Source organism: Micromonospora sp. CA-111912 (genome assembly GCF_050948415.1).
GTDB lineage: Bacteria > Actinomycetota > Actinomycetes > Mycobacteriales > Micromonosporaceae > Micromonospora.
The window spans coordinates 2,555,645-2,569,386 of the sequence record NZ_CP192007.1 but is presented as its reverse complement, the minus strand read 5'-3'; the positions used below and the strand labels follow the sequence as shown (position 1 = coordinate 2,569,386).

Sequence of the window (13,742 nt, the reverse complement as noted above, 5' to 3'; positions counted from 1 at the left end):
GCTCGCCACCGCCTTCACCCCGGACCACCTCGAACAGACGATCACCGCCATCGCCGACGCCCAACCGGCGCCAGGAGCTTCCCGACGGGTTCAGCTACGGACCCGCAAAGATCCGGACGGCGATGTCGAGATCTCGGGACTGGCTCCGTCCCCGAGGTGAACGCGACCAAAATGGGTCGCACCAGCATCGAGGAGAAACACGATGGCCAAGTATTTGCTGCTCAAGCACTACCGCGGCGCTCCGGCTGCGGTCAACGACGTGCCCATGGACCGGTGGACGCCGGAGGAGATCTCGGCCCACATGCAGTACATGAGCGACTTCGCGGCCCGGCTCGAGGAGACCGGCGAGTTCGTCGACGGTCAGGCGCTCGCCCCCGAGGGGACGTTCGTCCGGTACGACGGCGAGGGCCGCCCGCCGGTCACCGACGGCCCGTTCGCCGAGACCAAGGACCTCATCGCCGGCTGGATGGTGATCGACGTCGACAGCTACGAGCGCGCCGTCGCGCTGGCCGGGGACCTGTCGGCCGCCCCCGGGGCGGGTGGGAAGCCGATCCACGAGTGGCTCGAGGTGCGTCCCTTCCTGGCCGCGCCGCCCACCATCACGGAATGACCTCGCCGGTGTTCGAGGTCCTGCTCCGGAGCCTCACGCCGAGCGTGCTCGGGATCCTCGGCCGCCGCGGAGCGGACTTCGCGGCGGCCGAGGACGCCCTGCAGGACGCGCTGGTCGAGGCGGTCCGCGTCTGGCCGGCCGACCCGCCGCAGGACCCGAAGGGCTGGCTGGTCACCGTGGCCTGGCGCCGGTTCCTCGACGCGACCCGGGCGGACGCCGCCCGCCGCCGGCGTGAGGACCTCGTCGACGAGGAGCCGGCGTCCGCGCCCGTGCCCGCGATGGACGACACGCTCCAGCTCTACTTCCTGTGTGCCCACCCGTCGCTGACACCGTCGTCCGCGGTCGCGCTCACGCTGCGCGCCGTCGGCGGGCTGACCACCCGCCAGATCGCCCAGGCATACCTGGTGCCCGAGGCGACCATGGCGCAGCGCATCAGCCGGGCCAAGCGCACCGTCTCCGGCGTGCGGCTGGACCAGCCCGGCGGCGTCGCCACCGTGCTGCGCGTCCTCTATCTGGTCTTCAACGAGGGCTACTCCGGCGACGTCGACCTCGCCGCCGAGGCCATCCGGCTCACCCGGCAACTCGCGACCGCGATCGACCACCCCGAGGTGGCGGGGCTGCTCGCCCTCATGCTGCTCCACCACGCCCGGCGCGCCGCCCGGACCGCACCCGACGGCAGCCTGGTGCCGCTCGCCGAGCAGGACCGCCACCGGTGGGACACCAAGTCGATCGCCGAGGGCGTCGAGATCCTGCAGACGGCCCTCGCCCGCGACCGGCTGGGCGAGTTCCAGGCCCAGGCCGCGATCGCGGCACTCCACGCCGACGCGCCCACCGCCGAGGAGACCGACTGGGTGCAGATCGTCGAGTGGTACGACGAACTCACGCGCCTGACCGACAGCCCGGTCGTCCGCCTCAACCGTGCAGTGGCCGTCGGCGAGGCCGACGGACCACGCGCCGGCTTGGCGGCCCTCGCGGCGCTGAACGACTCACTACCCCGCCACACCGCGGTGGCGGCGCACCTCCACGAGCGCGACGGCGACCTGACGACAGCGGCACGCCTGTACGCCGAGGCAGCCCAGAAGGCACCCAACCTCGCCGAACGAGACCACCTGACGCGCCAAGCCGCCCGGCTCAACGCCCGCCGATGTCGCTGACGGGTCGCGCCCGGGTTCTCCCCTGAAGGACGGCGCACTAGCCCGGAAGACCGTAGCGGGGCTCCGGTGGCGGCCCGACCGCTCTCCGTGTCGACAATGGAGCCCTGCCACGGACGAGGAGGTGGGCGATGGACGCGCCGACCGGCGATGAGAGGCGGCCGGCCGCCTCGTCAACCCGGCACGGGCACCACACGGGGAGGTCGGTGATGGGCACACTGCGGGCCGAGACGGTGGACACGGCGGAACTGCCGCCAGCGGAGCGGTGGCCCTTCTGGGTCGACATGTCGGCACGGGTCTCCGCGCCGATCGCGTTCGCCAGCGACCACGCGGCCGATTTCCGGGGCCGCGCCCGGCTGGTCGACCTGGGCGGTGGGATCCAGCTGACCCGGTTCCGCTACCAGTCCCTGATCGGGCGGCGGACCGCCCGGCTGATCCGCCAGGCCGACCCGGAGGTCTACCAGATCCCGCTGACGGTCGCCGGCACCAGCGCGATCAGCGCCCGTCGCCGGGACACCGCGATGGGCAGCGGTGACTTCGCGCTCATCGACTGGGGTCGGCCGCACGACATCATGCACGCCAGCCGGCAACACGGCCGGGAGGACGCCGCCTCGGCCACCGTGGTCATCTCCCGGGCGTTGCTGCCGCTGGACGCCGACAAGGTCGACCGGCTCTCGGCGGTGCGGATCTCGGGCACGCAGGGGCCCGGCGCGCTGCTCGCCCAGCACCTGCACCAGATCACCCGGAATCCCGAGCAGTTCCGCGCCACCGACGCCCCGCACCTCGCCGACGTCACCCTCACCCTGGTCTCCCTGCTGCTCGCCCGCCACCTCGACGCCGAGGCCGCCCTCCCCGCCGAGATGCGCCGGCAGGCCCTGCTCACCCAGGTACGCGACTTCGTCGAGCGCCATCTCGGCGACCCGGACCTGTCCCCCCAGTCCGTCGCCGACGCCCACCACGTCGCCCTGCGCACCCTGCACCGCCTCTTCGCCGACCAGGACGAATCCGTCAGCGGCGTCATCCGCCGACGCCGCCTCGAACGCTGCCGCCGCGACCTCGCCGACCCGCTCCTGCGCGACCAGACCGTCCAGGCCATCGGCGCGCGTTGGGGCTTCCGCGACAAGACCCACTTCAGCCGCGCCTTCCGCGCCGCGTACGGCACCAGCCCGCGCGCCTTCCGGGAGAGCCGGTGACAGGAGACGGGCCGGCCCGACCGGCCCACGGCTGGTGCCGCACCGGGGGGGGGACTGACCCGTACCGCCCGCCGGGGCGCTTACCCGGATGCACCGCCCGCAACGGCACGGATCGTCAACCTCCCGGCATGCACTGTCAACTCGGTTCCGCCGACGCCCACCGATACTGGGGCGGGCCGGCAAGCGGGACCACCGCGGCGGGCCCACACGTAACGGGGGCCGTGGCGAGGCGTCCGCGACCCACCGTCGCGGGCGACCGCCCGGTGCCGTCCGTCCGCGTCCCCAGCCGCGCGACGCGGCGATCCCCGTGCGTCGGTCACCGGCTCCGGCCCCGTCGCTCTCCCCCCAGGACCGTCGGCGGGGCCGGTCAGGCGTCCTCCAGCAGTTCCAGCACCCGTCGCTCCACCTCCGCCCGGGGCGTGCCCGGTTCCACCGGGGCGACCACCCCGTCGTGGAACAGGTCGACCACCCGGGGGTCCACATAGGAGGTACGGGCCACGGTCGCGGTGTTGCCGAGCAGCTCGGCGACCTCGCGCATCACCGCCGCCACCGCCCGCCTGCGGGCCGTGACGGAACGGGCGGGCCCGCGGGTGGCGAGCTCGGTGGCCGCCAGCACGGTGGCGTGCCAGGTGCGGAAGTCCTTCGCGGTCATCTCACCGCCGCTGGCGGCGCGCAGGTACTCGTTGACCTCGTCGCTGCGCACGTCCCGCCAGTCCCGGCCGTCCCAGTAGCCGAACAGCCGCTCGGCCCGCCGGCGCCGGCGGCGCAGGTTGATCAGCACTCGGCACAGCTCCGGATCCTCGATCCGCCGCACCTGGTCGATGCCGCCCTTGGCGGGGAACTCGAACACCACGCAGCCCCGCCGGCTGCGGGCGTGCTCCGGGCGCAGCGTGGAGACGCCGAAGGTGGCGTCGTCGCCGACCGCGTACTGGTCGCTGCCGACCCGGAACATGCCCATGTCGAGCAGGCGGGCGACCGTGGCGAGCACCCGGTCCCGGTTCAGCCCGTGGCCGGACAGGTCCTGCTCCACCCGCTCGCGCAGCACCGGGAGCCGGTGGGCGACCTCCAGCACGTGGTCGAACTTCGCCTCGTCCCGGTTGCGCCGCCACTGCGGGTGGTAGAGATACTGCTTGCGGCCGGCGCCGTCGATCCCGGTGGCCTGGATGTGCCCGTTGTGGTGCGGCGAGATCCACACCTCCCGCCAGGCCGGCGGGATCACCAGGTTCCGCAGCCGGGGCAACTCGCCGGGCTCGCGGACCGGCTCGCCCCTCGGGTCGAGGAAGGTCCAGCCCCTGCCGCTTCGCCGGCGGCCGTACCCCGGCCTGCCCGGATCGCTACGCCGTAACCGCACCGGAGATCCGCACCGCTCGTTCCGCGTCGTCCACGGCCGCCAGCACCTCGTCGAGGCAGACGGCCGCCAGTGTCGAATCGGTTGTCACCCCATCGAACACGGGCCAATCGCCCCGCGCTCCGGGAGACTGGACGGCGGGCCGGTCGCGCGGGCCAACGTCGCCGTGCCAGAGCACCCGGTGCCACGGGCGGTCCGGCGGCGGCCCCCACCGCGCCGGCGCGACGGGGCCGAAGAGCACCACCGATGCGGTGCCGTACCCGGTGGCGAGGTGGGCCACGCCGGTGTCCCCGCTGACCACCAGCCGGGCGCGGGCGACGAGGGCGGCGAGGTCGCCGAGGTCCGTGCGGCCGGCGAGCACCGCGTCCGGCGCGAGCCCCCCGTGGTACGCCACCCACCCGGCCAACTCCCGCTCACCGGCCGAGCCGGTGACCACCACCCGGTGTCCCCGGCCGGTCAGCTCCCGGGCCAACGCCGCGAACCGCCGGGCCGGCCAGCGCTTGGCCACGACCTTGCTGCCGGGGTGCACCACCGTCGCCCCGGTCGGCACGCCGCCGGGCGCGGGACGGCGCAGGGCGAGGTCGGCGCGGTCGGCGCGGAGGCCGTACCAACCGAGCAGGCGGCACCATCGGTCGACCTCGTGCTCGTCGGCCCGCCAGTCGGGGCCGTCGGCGTGGCCGGCGTCGGGACTGGCGAAGGCGAGCAGCCGGCCGGGGCGGGTGGCGGCCAGCACGCGGTGCGACCGGGGGCCACGGCCGTGCAGGTTGACCGCCAGCTCCGGCGGCGGGCCGGACCACCCCAGGGACCCCAGGCCGTCCGCCGGCACCAGGCGGTCGACGCCGCCGACCAGATCGACCAGGGGAGCCAGCCAGCGCGGGGCGGCCAGGGCCAGCTCCCGGTCGGGGTACGCGGCGTGCAGGGCGCGCAACGCCGGCACCCCGGTGGCGAGGTCACCGACGCCGAGCGCCCGGAGCACGAGGATCACGGGTACGACGACTCCCGCTCGGCGCAGACCACCAGCTCGCGGACGGCGCTTCCGGGCGGTTGGGACAGGGCGAACATGACGGCGGCGGCGGTGTCGGCGGGTTCGTTGAGGTTGGCGTCCGGGCCGGGCCGGTACTGCGCGTCCCGCTCGTCGAAGAAGGCGGTGCGCATCCCGCCGGGGACGAGCAGGGTGACGCCGACCGCCCCGGCCAGCTCGGCGGCGAGGGCGCGGGTGAAGCCGACCACGCCGAACTTCGCGGCGCAGTACGCGGTGGCGTCGCTGACGGCCTTCACGCCGAGGGTGGAGGCGACCGTGACGACGTTGCCCCGCGACTCCTCCAGCCAGGGCAGGGCGGCCCGGATCACCGCGGCGGTGGCGAGCAGGTCGACGGCGATGATCCGGTCCCAGGTCTCCCCGGGCACGTCGGCGAGCCGGCCGGGCACATCGATGCCGGCGGCGGTGACGACGGCGTCGAGGCCCCCGGAGCGCTCGGCGAGCCGCCGGGTGGCCGCCTCGGCGGCGCGGGTGTCGGCCAGGTCGCACTCGATCCACGGCACCCCGTCGGCCGGGGCGTTGCGGTCCAGCACCAGCGGCCGGCCGCCGGCCCGGGCCACGGCCGTCACCACGGCCGCCCCCAACCCGCTCGACCCGCCCGTGATCAGGACGGTCGGCCCCGTCCCCACAGCGTTGCCGGTCATCGTGCCCCCTTCGCCGTCGCGACGTCCACGCCCACCGCCACGCCCGGCGGCGGCCCGGACACCCGGTCGCCGGGCCGCCCGGTCGTCCCGCCACCGGCGCGGGCGGCAGCGATCATGTCGGTGGTGGAGCGCCCGTCGAGGTACGGCACGACCACCGTGTGCCCGCCCCAACGGCTCAGCAGCTCCGCCTCGGGCAGCCCCGGCTCGCCGCCACCGGTGGCATAGTCGCCGCCCTTGACCCAGATGTCGGGGCGCAGCCAGGTCAGGGCCGCCTGCGGGGTGGGCTCGTCGAAGACCAGCACCGCGTCGACGCAGCCCAGCGCCGCCAGCAGCCGGCCACGGTCGCCCTGCGGCACCACCGGCCGGTCCGGCCCCTTCAGCCCCGCCACGCCGGCGTCGGAGTTGAGGCAGACGACCAGGCAGTCACCGAGCCGGCGGGCCGCCTCCAGGGTGGCCACATGCCCGGCGTGCAGCAGGTCGAAGCACCCGCCGGTGGCGACGACCGTGCCGCCGGCCGCGCGGACCGCCGCGACCACCGCGGCGGCGGCGCCCACCCCGACCCGGTCGCCGCCGCCGGGGCGGGACCCGGTCACCGGGACCGTCCGGGCTGGCGGCGGCAGGGCCGTGGCCACTCCCCCGGCCGCGACGTACGCCGACGCCTCGGTGACCGCCGCCTGCACCGCCTCGGACACCAGCGCGCCCCGGGACAGGGCGATGCTGGCGGTCGCGGCGAACCGGTCGCCCGCACCGCAGGTGTCCCCCTCGGCGCTGGCCGGGGCGGGCACCACCAGCGGCGTCGACCCGGCGTGGCAGAGCAGCGCCCCGTCGCCGCCCAGGGTGACGGTGACCGCGCCGGCCCGCCAGCGCCGGCGCAGCTCCTGCGCGCCCCGGGACGCGGTGGCCAGCCGGGACGCGCCCGGCCCGGCCTTCACCAGCTCGCGCACCTCCGACTCGTTCGGGGTGGCCAGGTGCACCCCCGGCACCGCCGCCGGACCCCGGGGGTGCGGGTCCCACACCACGGGCGCGCGGGTCGCCGCGAGTGCCCAGCGCAGGGCCGGTTGCCGGGCCACCCCCCGGCCGTAGTCGCTGACCAGCACGGCGGACGCGGAGGCGAGCAGCCGCAGGGCGGCCTCGCTCGGCTCGCCGGGCTCCCCGGCCGGTCCGCCCCGGTCGTGGCGCAGCAGCACCCGTCCCCGGGCGTGCAGCCGGATCTTCTCCGGGGTGGCGCCGCGCAGCGGCAGCGCGTACAGCTGCACCCCGGCGGCGGCGAGCAGCGTGCTCAGCCGGGCCCCGCCCTCGTCGTCGGCTAGGGCGGTCACCAGGGCCACCTCGGCGCCCAGCGCGGCGGCGAAGACCGCCGCCAGGCCGGCGCCGCCGGGCCGGTCCACGGCCGTCGACTCGTCGAGCACCGGCACCGGGGAGTCCGGACAGAGCCGGTTCACCACCCCCTCGACGTCCCGGTCGAGCAGGATGTCACCGACCACCACCACAGGTCCCGCCATCAGCTCGCCTCCTCAGCCCGCCTCGACCTGCCGGCCAGCCTCGCCGTCCAGCACCACCTCGACCCCGGCACGCACCGGCCGGTCCGGCCCGCCGGCCGTGCCCACCGCCGGCACCACGCCGCCCGGGCCGCGCTCGCCCGCCGCCGCGAGGGCTGCGGGGAGCACCCGGTCGACGTACTCGCAGAGCACATGGACGGAGACCAGGTGCAGCTCCTGGACCACCTGGCTGTCCGGCGAGTCGATGGCGAGGGCGTCGTGGCAGGCGTCGGCGAGGGGGTTGGGGGTGGGACCGGTGAGGGCCCAGCAGCGCAGGCCGGCCTCAATGGCGGCGCGGGCCGCGGTGAGGAGGTTCGTGCTGGTGCCGCTGGTGGACATGAGCAGGAGGATGTCGTCCCGCCGGCCGTGGGCGCGGACCTGACGGGCGAAGGTGTGGTCGTAGCCGTAGTCGTTGGCGATGGCGGTGAGGGCGGAGGTCTCCGCGTGCAGGGCGATGGCGGAGAGGGGTTGCCGGTCGTCGCGGAGCTTGCCGACGAGTTCGGCGGTGAGGTGTTGGGCCTCTGCGGCGCTGCCGCCGTTGCCGGCCACCAGCAACCGGCCGCCGGCGGCGAGCCGGTGCGCCAGTTCCCCGCCCCACCGGGCCAGCACCTCCTCCGACCTGCGGTACGGCAGCAGGGCCGCGGCCAGGCTGGCCAGGTGCCCGTCGAGCACCGACGGGGCGGTCGGGCCGGCGGGACCGGCCGGCGAGGCGGTCGGGCCGGCGGGACCGGGCTGGCCGGCGGGACCAGGTAGCGCGGCGGCCATCAGGCGACCACCCGGGTGGGCCGGCGCACCGCCGCCACCTGTCCGTACACGTCGGTGAGCCGCTCGGCCGTGGCGGCCCAGGAGTAGCTGCGCCGAGCCCGGTCACGGGCCGCCCCGGCGTAGGAGAACCGGCGGAACCGGTCGTCGAGCAGGCGCCGGATCGTGACGCCCAGCGCGCGCGGGTCCCGGGCCGGCACCAGGTCGCCGGTCACCCCGTGGAGCACGGTGTCGGTCAGCCCGCCGACGGCCGTGCCGACCACGGGCACACCGCACGCCATCGCCTCCAACGGGGTCAGCCCGAACGGCTCGTACCAGGGGGCGGCCACCAGCACGTCGGCGGAGCGGTACCAGCGGCTCATCTCCTCGCGGGGCACCGCCCCGACCAGCGTCACCCGGTCGGCCACCCCGCTGGACTCCGCGAGGGCCCGCAGCCGCCGGGCGTGCGGGTCGGTCTCCAGCAGCCCCTCCGGCGGGCCGCCCACCACCACGCACTCGGCGTCCGGCACCAGCGGCATCGCGCGGATCACGTCCTGGAAGCCCTTGCGCTCCACCAGGCGGCCCACGGTGAGCAGGCGGGCCCGCCCCGGGTTCCGCTCGACGGCCGGTCCGAGCGGCGTGAACGTCCCGAGGTTGACCCCGGACGGGACGACGGTGATCCGGGACCGGGGCACCCCGAGCCGGACCAGCTCGCCGACCTCGTCCTGGCACTGGGCGACCACCCGGTCGACGGCCCGGCCCAGCTCCCGCTCGTGGGCGATCCGACGGGGCGGGCTGGTGTCCTGGATGCCCTGGTGGCGGCGCTTCACCGCGCCGAGGGCGTGGTACGTCTGCACCACCGGCACCCCGGTCTGCCGGCCGGCGGCCAGCGCGGCCAGGCCGCTCATCCAGAAGTGGGCGTGGATCACCTCGGGCGTCCAGTCCCCGGTGCGCCACCAGTCGACCAGCCGACGGCCGAACGCCCGCATGTGTGGCAGCAGCGCGTCCTTGGCGACCGGCTCGGCCGGCCCGGCCGGCACGTGCACCACGTCGTACCCGTCCGGGCTGCGGACGGTCACCGGCAGGTCCACCGCGTCCCGACGGGTGTACACCCGCACGTCGTGACCGGCCGCCGCGAGCGCGGCGGAGAGCTCCGCGACATGCGTGTTCTGGCCGCCGGCGTCCTCGCCGCCGAGGACGGCGAGCGGGCTGGCGTGCTCCGAGATCATCGCGATGCGCATACTTCCTCCTCCAGCAGCCGGTCCCAGTCAGCGAGGAAACGGTCCAGGCCGTAGCGGTCCCGGGCGGCCCGCCGGGCCGCCGCGCCCGCCCGGCGGGCGGCCGGCGGGTCGTCGAGGAACCGGCGGGTCGCCGCCAGCAGGTCGTCGACGCGGGTGGAGAGCGCGCCGGCCTCCGGCGGCACCGCCACCACCGCCTCGGTGGTGGCCAGCGCGACGACCGGCATGCCGATGCTCATCGCCTCGATCAGGCTGAGCCCGAGCGAGGTCCACCGGCACAGGTGCAGGTACGCCCGCCGCCGGGCCAGCTCGGCGTGCATCCGGTCCTGCGGCACGTCGTCGTGGCTGGTGACCCGGTCGGCGGGCAGCCCCAGCCGGTCGGCCAGCCCGGCGACCCCCATGCCGAAGACGTCCAGCGGGGCGAGGGCGGCGAACCGGGGCAGCAGGTCGGTGCCGGTGACCCGCCAGCGGCGTACCGGCTCGTTGATGACGACGGCGAGCCGGTCGAGTTCGCCGGTCCACTCGACGTCCGGGGCGACGATGCCGTGTTCGACGACGGTGCTGCGGGTGCCGCCGTTGTCCCAGAACAGCTGGTTGAATCCGGTGACGTGGACGAGCAGCAGGTCGTCGCGGTCGGCCATCGGGTGACGGGTGTTGGGCACCTCCCCCTTGGGGGTGTTGTGCTCGACGTAGACGGCCGGCACGTCCCGGCCGACCCGGCGGCCGAGCCACTCGGAGGCCAGCTCGAACTCCTCGGGGCGCTGGAGGACCACCACGTCCACCTCGGCCCGGCGCAGCTCGGCCGGGGTGACCTCGACGGCCCCGTCGGGCCACGGGTAGGTGCGGGCCCGGCCGAGGCCGTAGGGGCCCCGGTCGGGGGTGACCGGCACCAGGTAGCGGTGCCTGCCGTGCACGAAGGACGTGGCCCAGGAGCCGTGCACGTGCCAGACCAGGACGTTCATCGGCCGCTCCCGCCACCGGCCGGCACGGCGAACGCCGGCGACCCGCCCGCCGTGGCGTCGGCGCCGGCCAGGCTGTCGGCTCCGGCCGCGGCGGCGGCGCGGGCGGCCCCCGCCGTGGGCACGCCGAGGAGCCCGACCGCGTCGAGAACCGCTGCCGGGTCGACCCCGGCGAGGCAGGGATGCCCGGCGACCGGACAGCCCGCCGAGCGGGTGTCGCGGCAGGGGGCGTCGGCGTCGCCGAGTCGGACGGTCGGCACCCGGTAGGGCCCCCACTGCCCGAACGGGACGGTCGGGGCGAACAGGCTGACCACCGGGGTGCCGAGCGCGGCGGCGAGGTGGGCGGGGCCGGTGTTGCCGACGACGAGGGCACCGGCGTCGGCGATGATCCCGGCCAGTTCGGCGAGTCCGGTACGTCCGCCGAGGTCGGTGCCCCCGGCGGCGGCGACCCGGGCGGTCAGTTCCCGCTCGCCGGGCCCGCCGGTGACCACCACCCGGTGACCGGCATCGGCGAGCACCCGGACGATCCGGGCGGCCAACTCCGGCGGGCAGGCCCGGGCCGAGGCCGACGAGCCGGGGTGTACGACCACGTACCCGGGCGGGCCGAGCTGCGACGGCGCGGCCGGCACCGCGTCCCGGCGCAGGCACAGTCGGGGTTCGTCGTCGGCGGGCAGGGCGTGACCGGCGGCGGCGGCCAACGACAGGGCCCGCTCCGGCTCCGGCACCCCCGACGGGACCCGGTGGCGAACATCCAACAGGCTTCCCGGGTAGTCGTCGCTGATCGCGGCGATCCGGGGCACCCCGGCCAGGCGCAGTAGCAGGGCCAGCGGCAGCGGCGACTGGTGGAAGCTGGTGAAGATCACCGCCTCGTCCGCCCCCACCGCCGCCAGCCGCCGCACCAGCCGACCGATCCGCCGCGGGTCGACCGAGGCCGGGTTCGGGTCGATCCACTCCAGGGGCCACTCGACGACCTCGTCCACCCCCGGCAGCAACCCCGCCGCCGCCCGACCCCGGGGCCCGCACAACAGCACGACCCGCCGCGCGTGCGCCGCCACCGCCCGGACCCCCGGCCCGGTCACCAGCACGTCCCCCGCCGAGTCCGACCGCACCACCAACACCGTTCCCGCCGTACGCGGCACGGCGGGAACGACGGCGGCCTGCCGGCGCAGGATCTCCTGCACCGCGGCCGGCAGCGTCGGGGCGATGTGCGGGGCGGCGGCGACCTCCTCGGCCCGGGTCACCGGCGTCGGCACCAACACCCCGGACGCGCCCGCCGCGAGGGCGGCGGTCATGTCCCGACCGATGTCCCCCACCACCACGCACCGCCCCGGAGTCGTGCCCAGATCGGCGGCGGCGGCGCGTACCAGCCCCGGTGCCGGCTTACGGCACCCACACCCGGCCCCGTCGTCGTGCGGGCACACCCGCCAGGTGTCGAACGGCCCCAGCAACTCCTCGATCCGCGCGTGCACCCGACCCATCTGCCCAGCGGTGAAACATCCCCGGGCCAGGCCCGACTGGTTCGTCACCACCCCCAGCCGCAGCCCCGCCGCCCGCAACCGGTCGAGGGCCTCCCGCGCCCCCGGCATCGGCCGTACCTTCTCCGGCTCCCCGTTGTACGGCACGTCCTCGACCAACGTCCCGTCCCGGTCCAACAGCACGGCGTCGAACAGGACACCGCCGGACCGACCGCGGTCAGCACCCGGGTCCACCCGGGCTGACCTGCGCCGATCCGGCTCCAACTGGTCCCGTCGCACGGGCGGCGGGTTCCCTGCGCCCCGAGGAGTAAACGTCGACCCCGGCGCGGTACTACCACCACCGCACCGGTACCCGCCGCACCGGAGAAGCTAACCCGCCGGTCGTTAGCCCCGCCGGGAGCCGGGTATGGGAGCGCAGTGGCGATTGTGGAGAAAGTGATCGGAGCGTCCCCACAGCGGGTCTTCGACGTCCTCGCGGACGGCTGGACGTACAGCGACTGGGTGGTCGGCACGGTGCACGTGCGCGACGTCGACGACGCCTGGCCCCGGGTCGGCGCCCGGCTGCACCACAAGGCCGGGCCGTGGCCGTTCTCCCTCCAGGACGTCTCCACCGTGCTGGTCCACGAGCCGCCGCGCAAGCTGGTGCTCAGGGCCGGGCTGTGGCCGGCCGGCGAGGCGATCGTGGTGTTCACCCTGGAACCGGTCGGCGAGCACGCCACCCGGGTCCGCATCGGCGAGGACTTCGCCGCCGGCCCGCTGCGCTGGATCCGGAACAAGCTCAACGACCTGGTGCTGCACCAGCGCAACAAGGAGACGCTGCGCCGCCTCGCCGACATCTCGACCCGGCAGAAGGCGGACCGGTGACCGGCCGCCCAACCGGGAAACACACCACGTCACACGTGCTGACGGGGAGCCCTTACGACAGGGAATGGGAAACTGGATACCCTCTTGGTGAACCTGTCGGCAAACCGAGGATGTCCGTCATGATCGAACCCGTGCTGTTGCCCGAGCCGTGGCGAGACGCGCGCCTGACCGTCGTGGTCCCCACCTACAACGAGGCGGGCAACCTGCCGGTGCTGGTCGAGCGACTTCTCGCGCTGCCGCTGCCGGGCCTGACAGTGCTGGTCGCCGACGACAACTCGCCGGACGGCACCGGCGATGTGGCCGACAAGCTGGCGCTCGAACACCCCGACCGGGTGCGGGTGGTGCACCGGGCCGGCAAGGAGGGGCTCGGCCGGGCGTACGTCGACGGGATCAGCCGGGCGCTCGACGACGGCGCCGAGTACGTGGCGCAGATGGACGCCGACCTGTCCCACCCGGCGGAGGCGCTGCCCGGCATGCTCGGTGCGCTGCTGTCCACCCGGGCGGGGGTGGTCATCGGCTCCCGCTACGTCCCCGGCGGCCAGCTCGATGAGGCGTGGCCGCTGTACCGCCGGGCGCTCAGCGGCTGGGCCAACCTCTACGTACACACGCTGCTGAGGGTGCGCATCCGCGACCTCACGGCGGGCTTCAAGATCTGGCGGGCCGACGCGCTGCGCGACATCGGCCTGGAGCGGGTGCAGTCGAACGGCTACAGCTTCCAGGTGGAGATGCACTACCTGGCCACGAAGCTCGGCCACACCATCCTGGAGGTGCCGATCCGCTTCGAGGAGCGCCGCGACGGCGACTCGAAGATGACCACCGCCACCAAGATCGAGAGCGCGCTGATGCCGTTCAAGCTGCGTACCCGGCACCGCAACATCGAGCGCTGACGGCCCGCCGCCCGGGCGCCCGAAGCGCCCGGGCCCGCGCCACCCCGTCGCTGCT

The 13,742-nt window shown here is 75.7% G+C and carries 12 protein-coding genes and 1 pseudogene; 5 read left to right on the top strand and 8 right to left on the bottom strand.

Translation table 11 applies throughout. From position 1 onward, the window contains the following. Positions 1-202: 202 nt before the first annotated feature. The 3 genes from ACQPZO_RS10775 to ACQPZO_RS10765 all read left to right on the top strand — a co-directional run bounded on the left by ACQPZO_RS10775 (position 203) and on the right by ACQPZO_RS10765 (position 2,954). Positions 203-610 carry a YciI family protein gene (locus ACQPZO_RS10775; protein WP_433349333.1) on the top strand — a complete coding sequence of 136 codons (408 nt, stop codon included), beginning with the start codon at positions 203-205 and terminating at the stop codon, positions 608-610. Further along, on the top strand, positions 607-1,764 hold the full coding sequence (locus ACQPZO_RS10770; RefSeq protein WP_433349331.1) for an RNA polymerase sigma factor: 1,158 nt from the start codon (positions 607-609) through the stop codon (positions 1,762-1,764). Before ACQPZO_RS10775 ends, ACQPZO_RS10770 begins: the two co-directional genes overlap by 4 nt. Before the next feature lie 206 nt (positions 1,765-1,970). After that, the gene (locus tag ACQPZO_RS10765; protein WP_433349329.1) at positions 1,971-2,954 is read left to right on the top strand and encodes a helix-turn-helix domain-containing protein; all 984 of its coding nucleotides are present in this window, start codon (positions 1,971-1,973) and stop codon (positions 2,952-2,954) included. A gap of 367 nt (positions 2,955-3,321) precedes the next feature. Here the strand turns inward: ACQPZO_RS10765 and ACQPZO_RS10760 are convergent, their stop codons facing one another. The 8 genes and pseudogenes from ACQPZO_RS10760 to ACQPZO_RS10725 form a co-directional block, all read right to left on the bottom strand. Then, positions 3,322-4,305: a DNA topoisomerase IB gene (locus ACQPZO_RS10760; RefSeq protein ID WP_433349327.1), complete on the bottom strand. Its 984-nt coding sequence runs from the start codon at positions 4,303-4,305 to the stop codon at positions 3,322-3,324. Next, complete coding sequence (locus ACQPZO_RS10755) at positions 4,289-5,287, bottom strand: glycosyltransferase family 9 protein (RefSeq protein WP_433349325.1); 999 nt, start codon at positions 5,285-5,287, stop codon at positions 4,289-4,291. The genes ACQPZO_RS10760 and ACQPZO_RS10755 overlap by 17 nt, the downstream gene beginning before the upstream one ends. Then, positions 5,284-5,970: an SDR family oxidoreductase gene (locus ACQPZO_RS10750; protein WP_433350931.1), complete on the bottom strand. Its 687-nt coding sequence runs from the start codon at positions 5,968-5,970 to the stop codon at positions 5,284-5,286. The genes ACQPZO_RS10755 and ACQPZO_RS10750 overlap by 4 nt, the downstream gene beginning before the upstream one ends. Positions 5,971-5,981: 11 nt before the next feature. After that, on the bottom strand, positions 5,982-7,487 hold the full coding sequence (locus ACQPZO_RS10745; RefSeq protein ID WP_433349323.1) for a PfkB family carbohydrate kinase: 1,506 nt from the start codon (positions 7,485-7,487) through the stop codon (positions 5,982-5,984). Between the two features lie 12 nt (positions 7,488-7,499). After that, positions 7,500-8,288, bottom strand: coding sequence for a D-sedoheptulose-7-phosphate isomerase (locus tag ACQPZO_RS10740; RefSeq protein WP_433349321.1), 789 nt, complete (start codon positions 8,286-8,288; stop codon positions 7,500-7,502). Next, positions 8,288-9,505 (bottom strand): glycosyltransferase, encoded by a 1,218-nt coding sequence (locus tag ACQPZO_RS10735; RefSeq protein WP_433349319.1) that lies wholly within the window; start codon positions 9,503-9,505, stop codon positions 8,288-8,290. Before ACQPZO_RS10735 ends, ACQPZO_RS10740 begins: the two co-directional genes overlap by 1 nt. Beyond that, the gene (locus tag ACQPZO_RS10730) at positions 9,490-10,464 is read right to left on the bottom strand and encodes a glycosyltransferase (protein WP_433349317.1); all 975 of its coding nucleotides are present in this window, start codon (positions 10,462-10,464) and stop codon (positions 9,490-9,492) included. Before ACQPZO_RS10730 ends, ACQPZO_RS10735 begins: the two co-directional genes overlap by 16 nt. 80 nt (positions 10,465-10,544) lie before the next feature. Beyond that, positions 10,545-12,215 (bottom strand): annotated as a pseudogene (locus ACQPZO_RS10725) (HAD-IIIA family hydrolase); the annotation flags it as partial. 156 nt (positions 12,216-12,371) lie between these two features. Between ACQPZO_RS10725 and ACQPZO_RS10720 the strand changes: the two are divergent. Beyond that, positions 12,372-12,800 (top strand): SRPBCC family protein, encoded by a 429-nt coding sequence (locus tag ACQPZO_RS10720; RefSeq protein WP_433349315.1) that lies wholly within the window; start codon positions 12,372-12,374, stop codon positions 12,798-12,800. Between the two features lie 119 nt (positions 12,801-12,919). Then, positions 12,920-13,687, top strand: a complete 768-nt coding sequence (locus ACQPZO_RS10715) for a polyprenol monophosphomannose synthase (RefSeq protein ID WP_433349313.1) — start codon at positions 12,920-12,922, stop codon at positions 13,685-13,687. Positions 13,688-13,742: the final 55 nt, after the last annotated feature.

Bases quoted from the DNA above. Each gene is read 5' to 3' on its own strand.
- ACQPZO_RS10775 (WP_433349333.1), top strand. From the start codon at position 203: ATGGCCAAGTATTTGCTGCTCAAGCACTACCGCGGCGCTCCGGCTGCG.
- ACQPZO_RS10770 (WP_433349331.1), top strand. From the start codon at position 607: ATGACCTCGCCGGTGTTCGAGGTCCTGCTCCGGAGCCTCACGCCGAGC.
- ACQPZO_RS10765 (WP_433349329.1), top strand. From the start codon at position 1,971: ATGGGCACACTGCGGGCCGAGACGGTGGACACGGCGGAACTGCCGCCA.
- ACQPZO_RS10745 (WP_433349323.1), bottom strand. From the start codon at position 7,487: ATGGCGGGACCTGTGGTGGTGGTCGGTGACATCCTGCTCGACCGGGAC.
- ACQPZO_RS10740 (WP_433349321.1), bottom strand. From the start codon at position 8,288: ATGGCCGCCGCGCTACCTGGTCCCGCCGGCCAGCCCGGTCCCGCCGGC.
- ACQPZO_RS10735 (WP_433349319.1), bottom strand. From the start codon at position 9,505: ATGCGCATCGCGATGATCTCGGAGCACGCCAGCCCGCTCGCCGTCCTC.
- ACQPZO_RS10730 (WP_433349317.1), bottom strand. From the start codon at position 10,464: ATGAACGTCCTGGTCTGGCACGTGCACGGCTCCTGGGCCACGTCCTTC.
- ACQPZO_RS10715 (WP_433349313.1), top strand. From the start codon at position 12,920: ATGATCGAACCCGTGCTGTTGCCCGAGCCGTGGCGAGACGCGCGCCTG.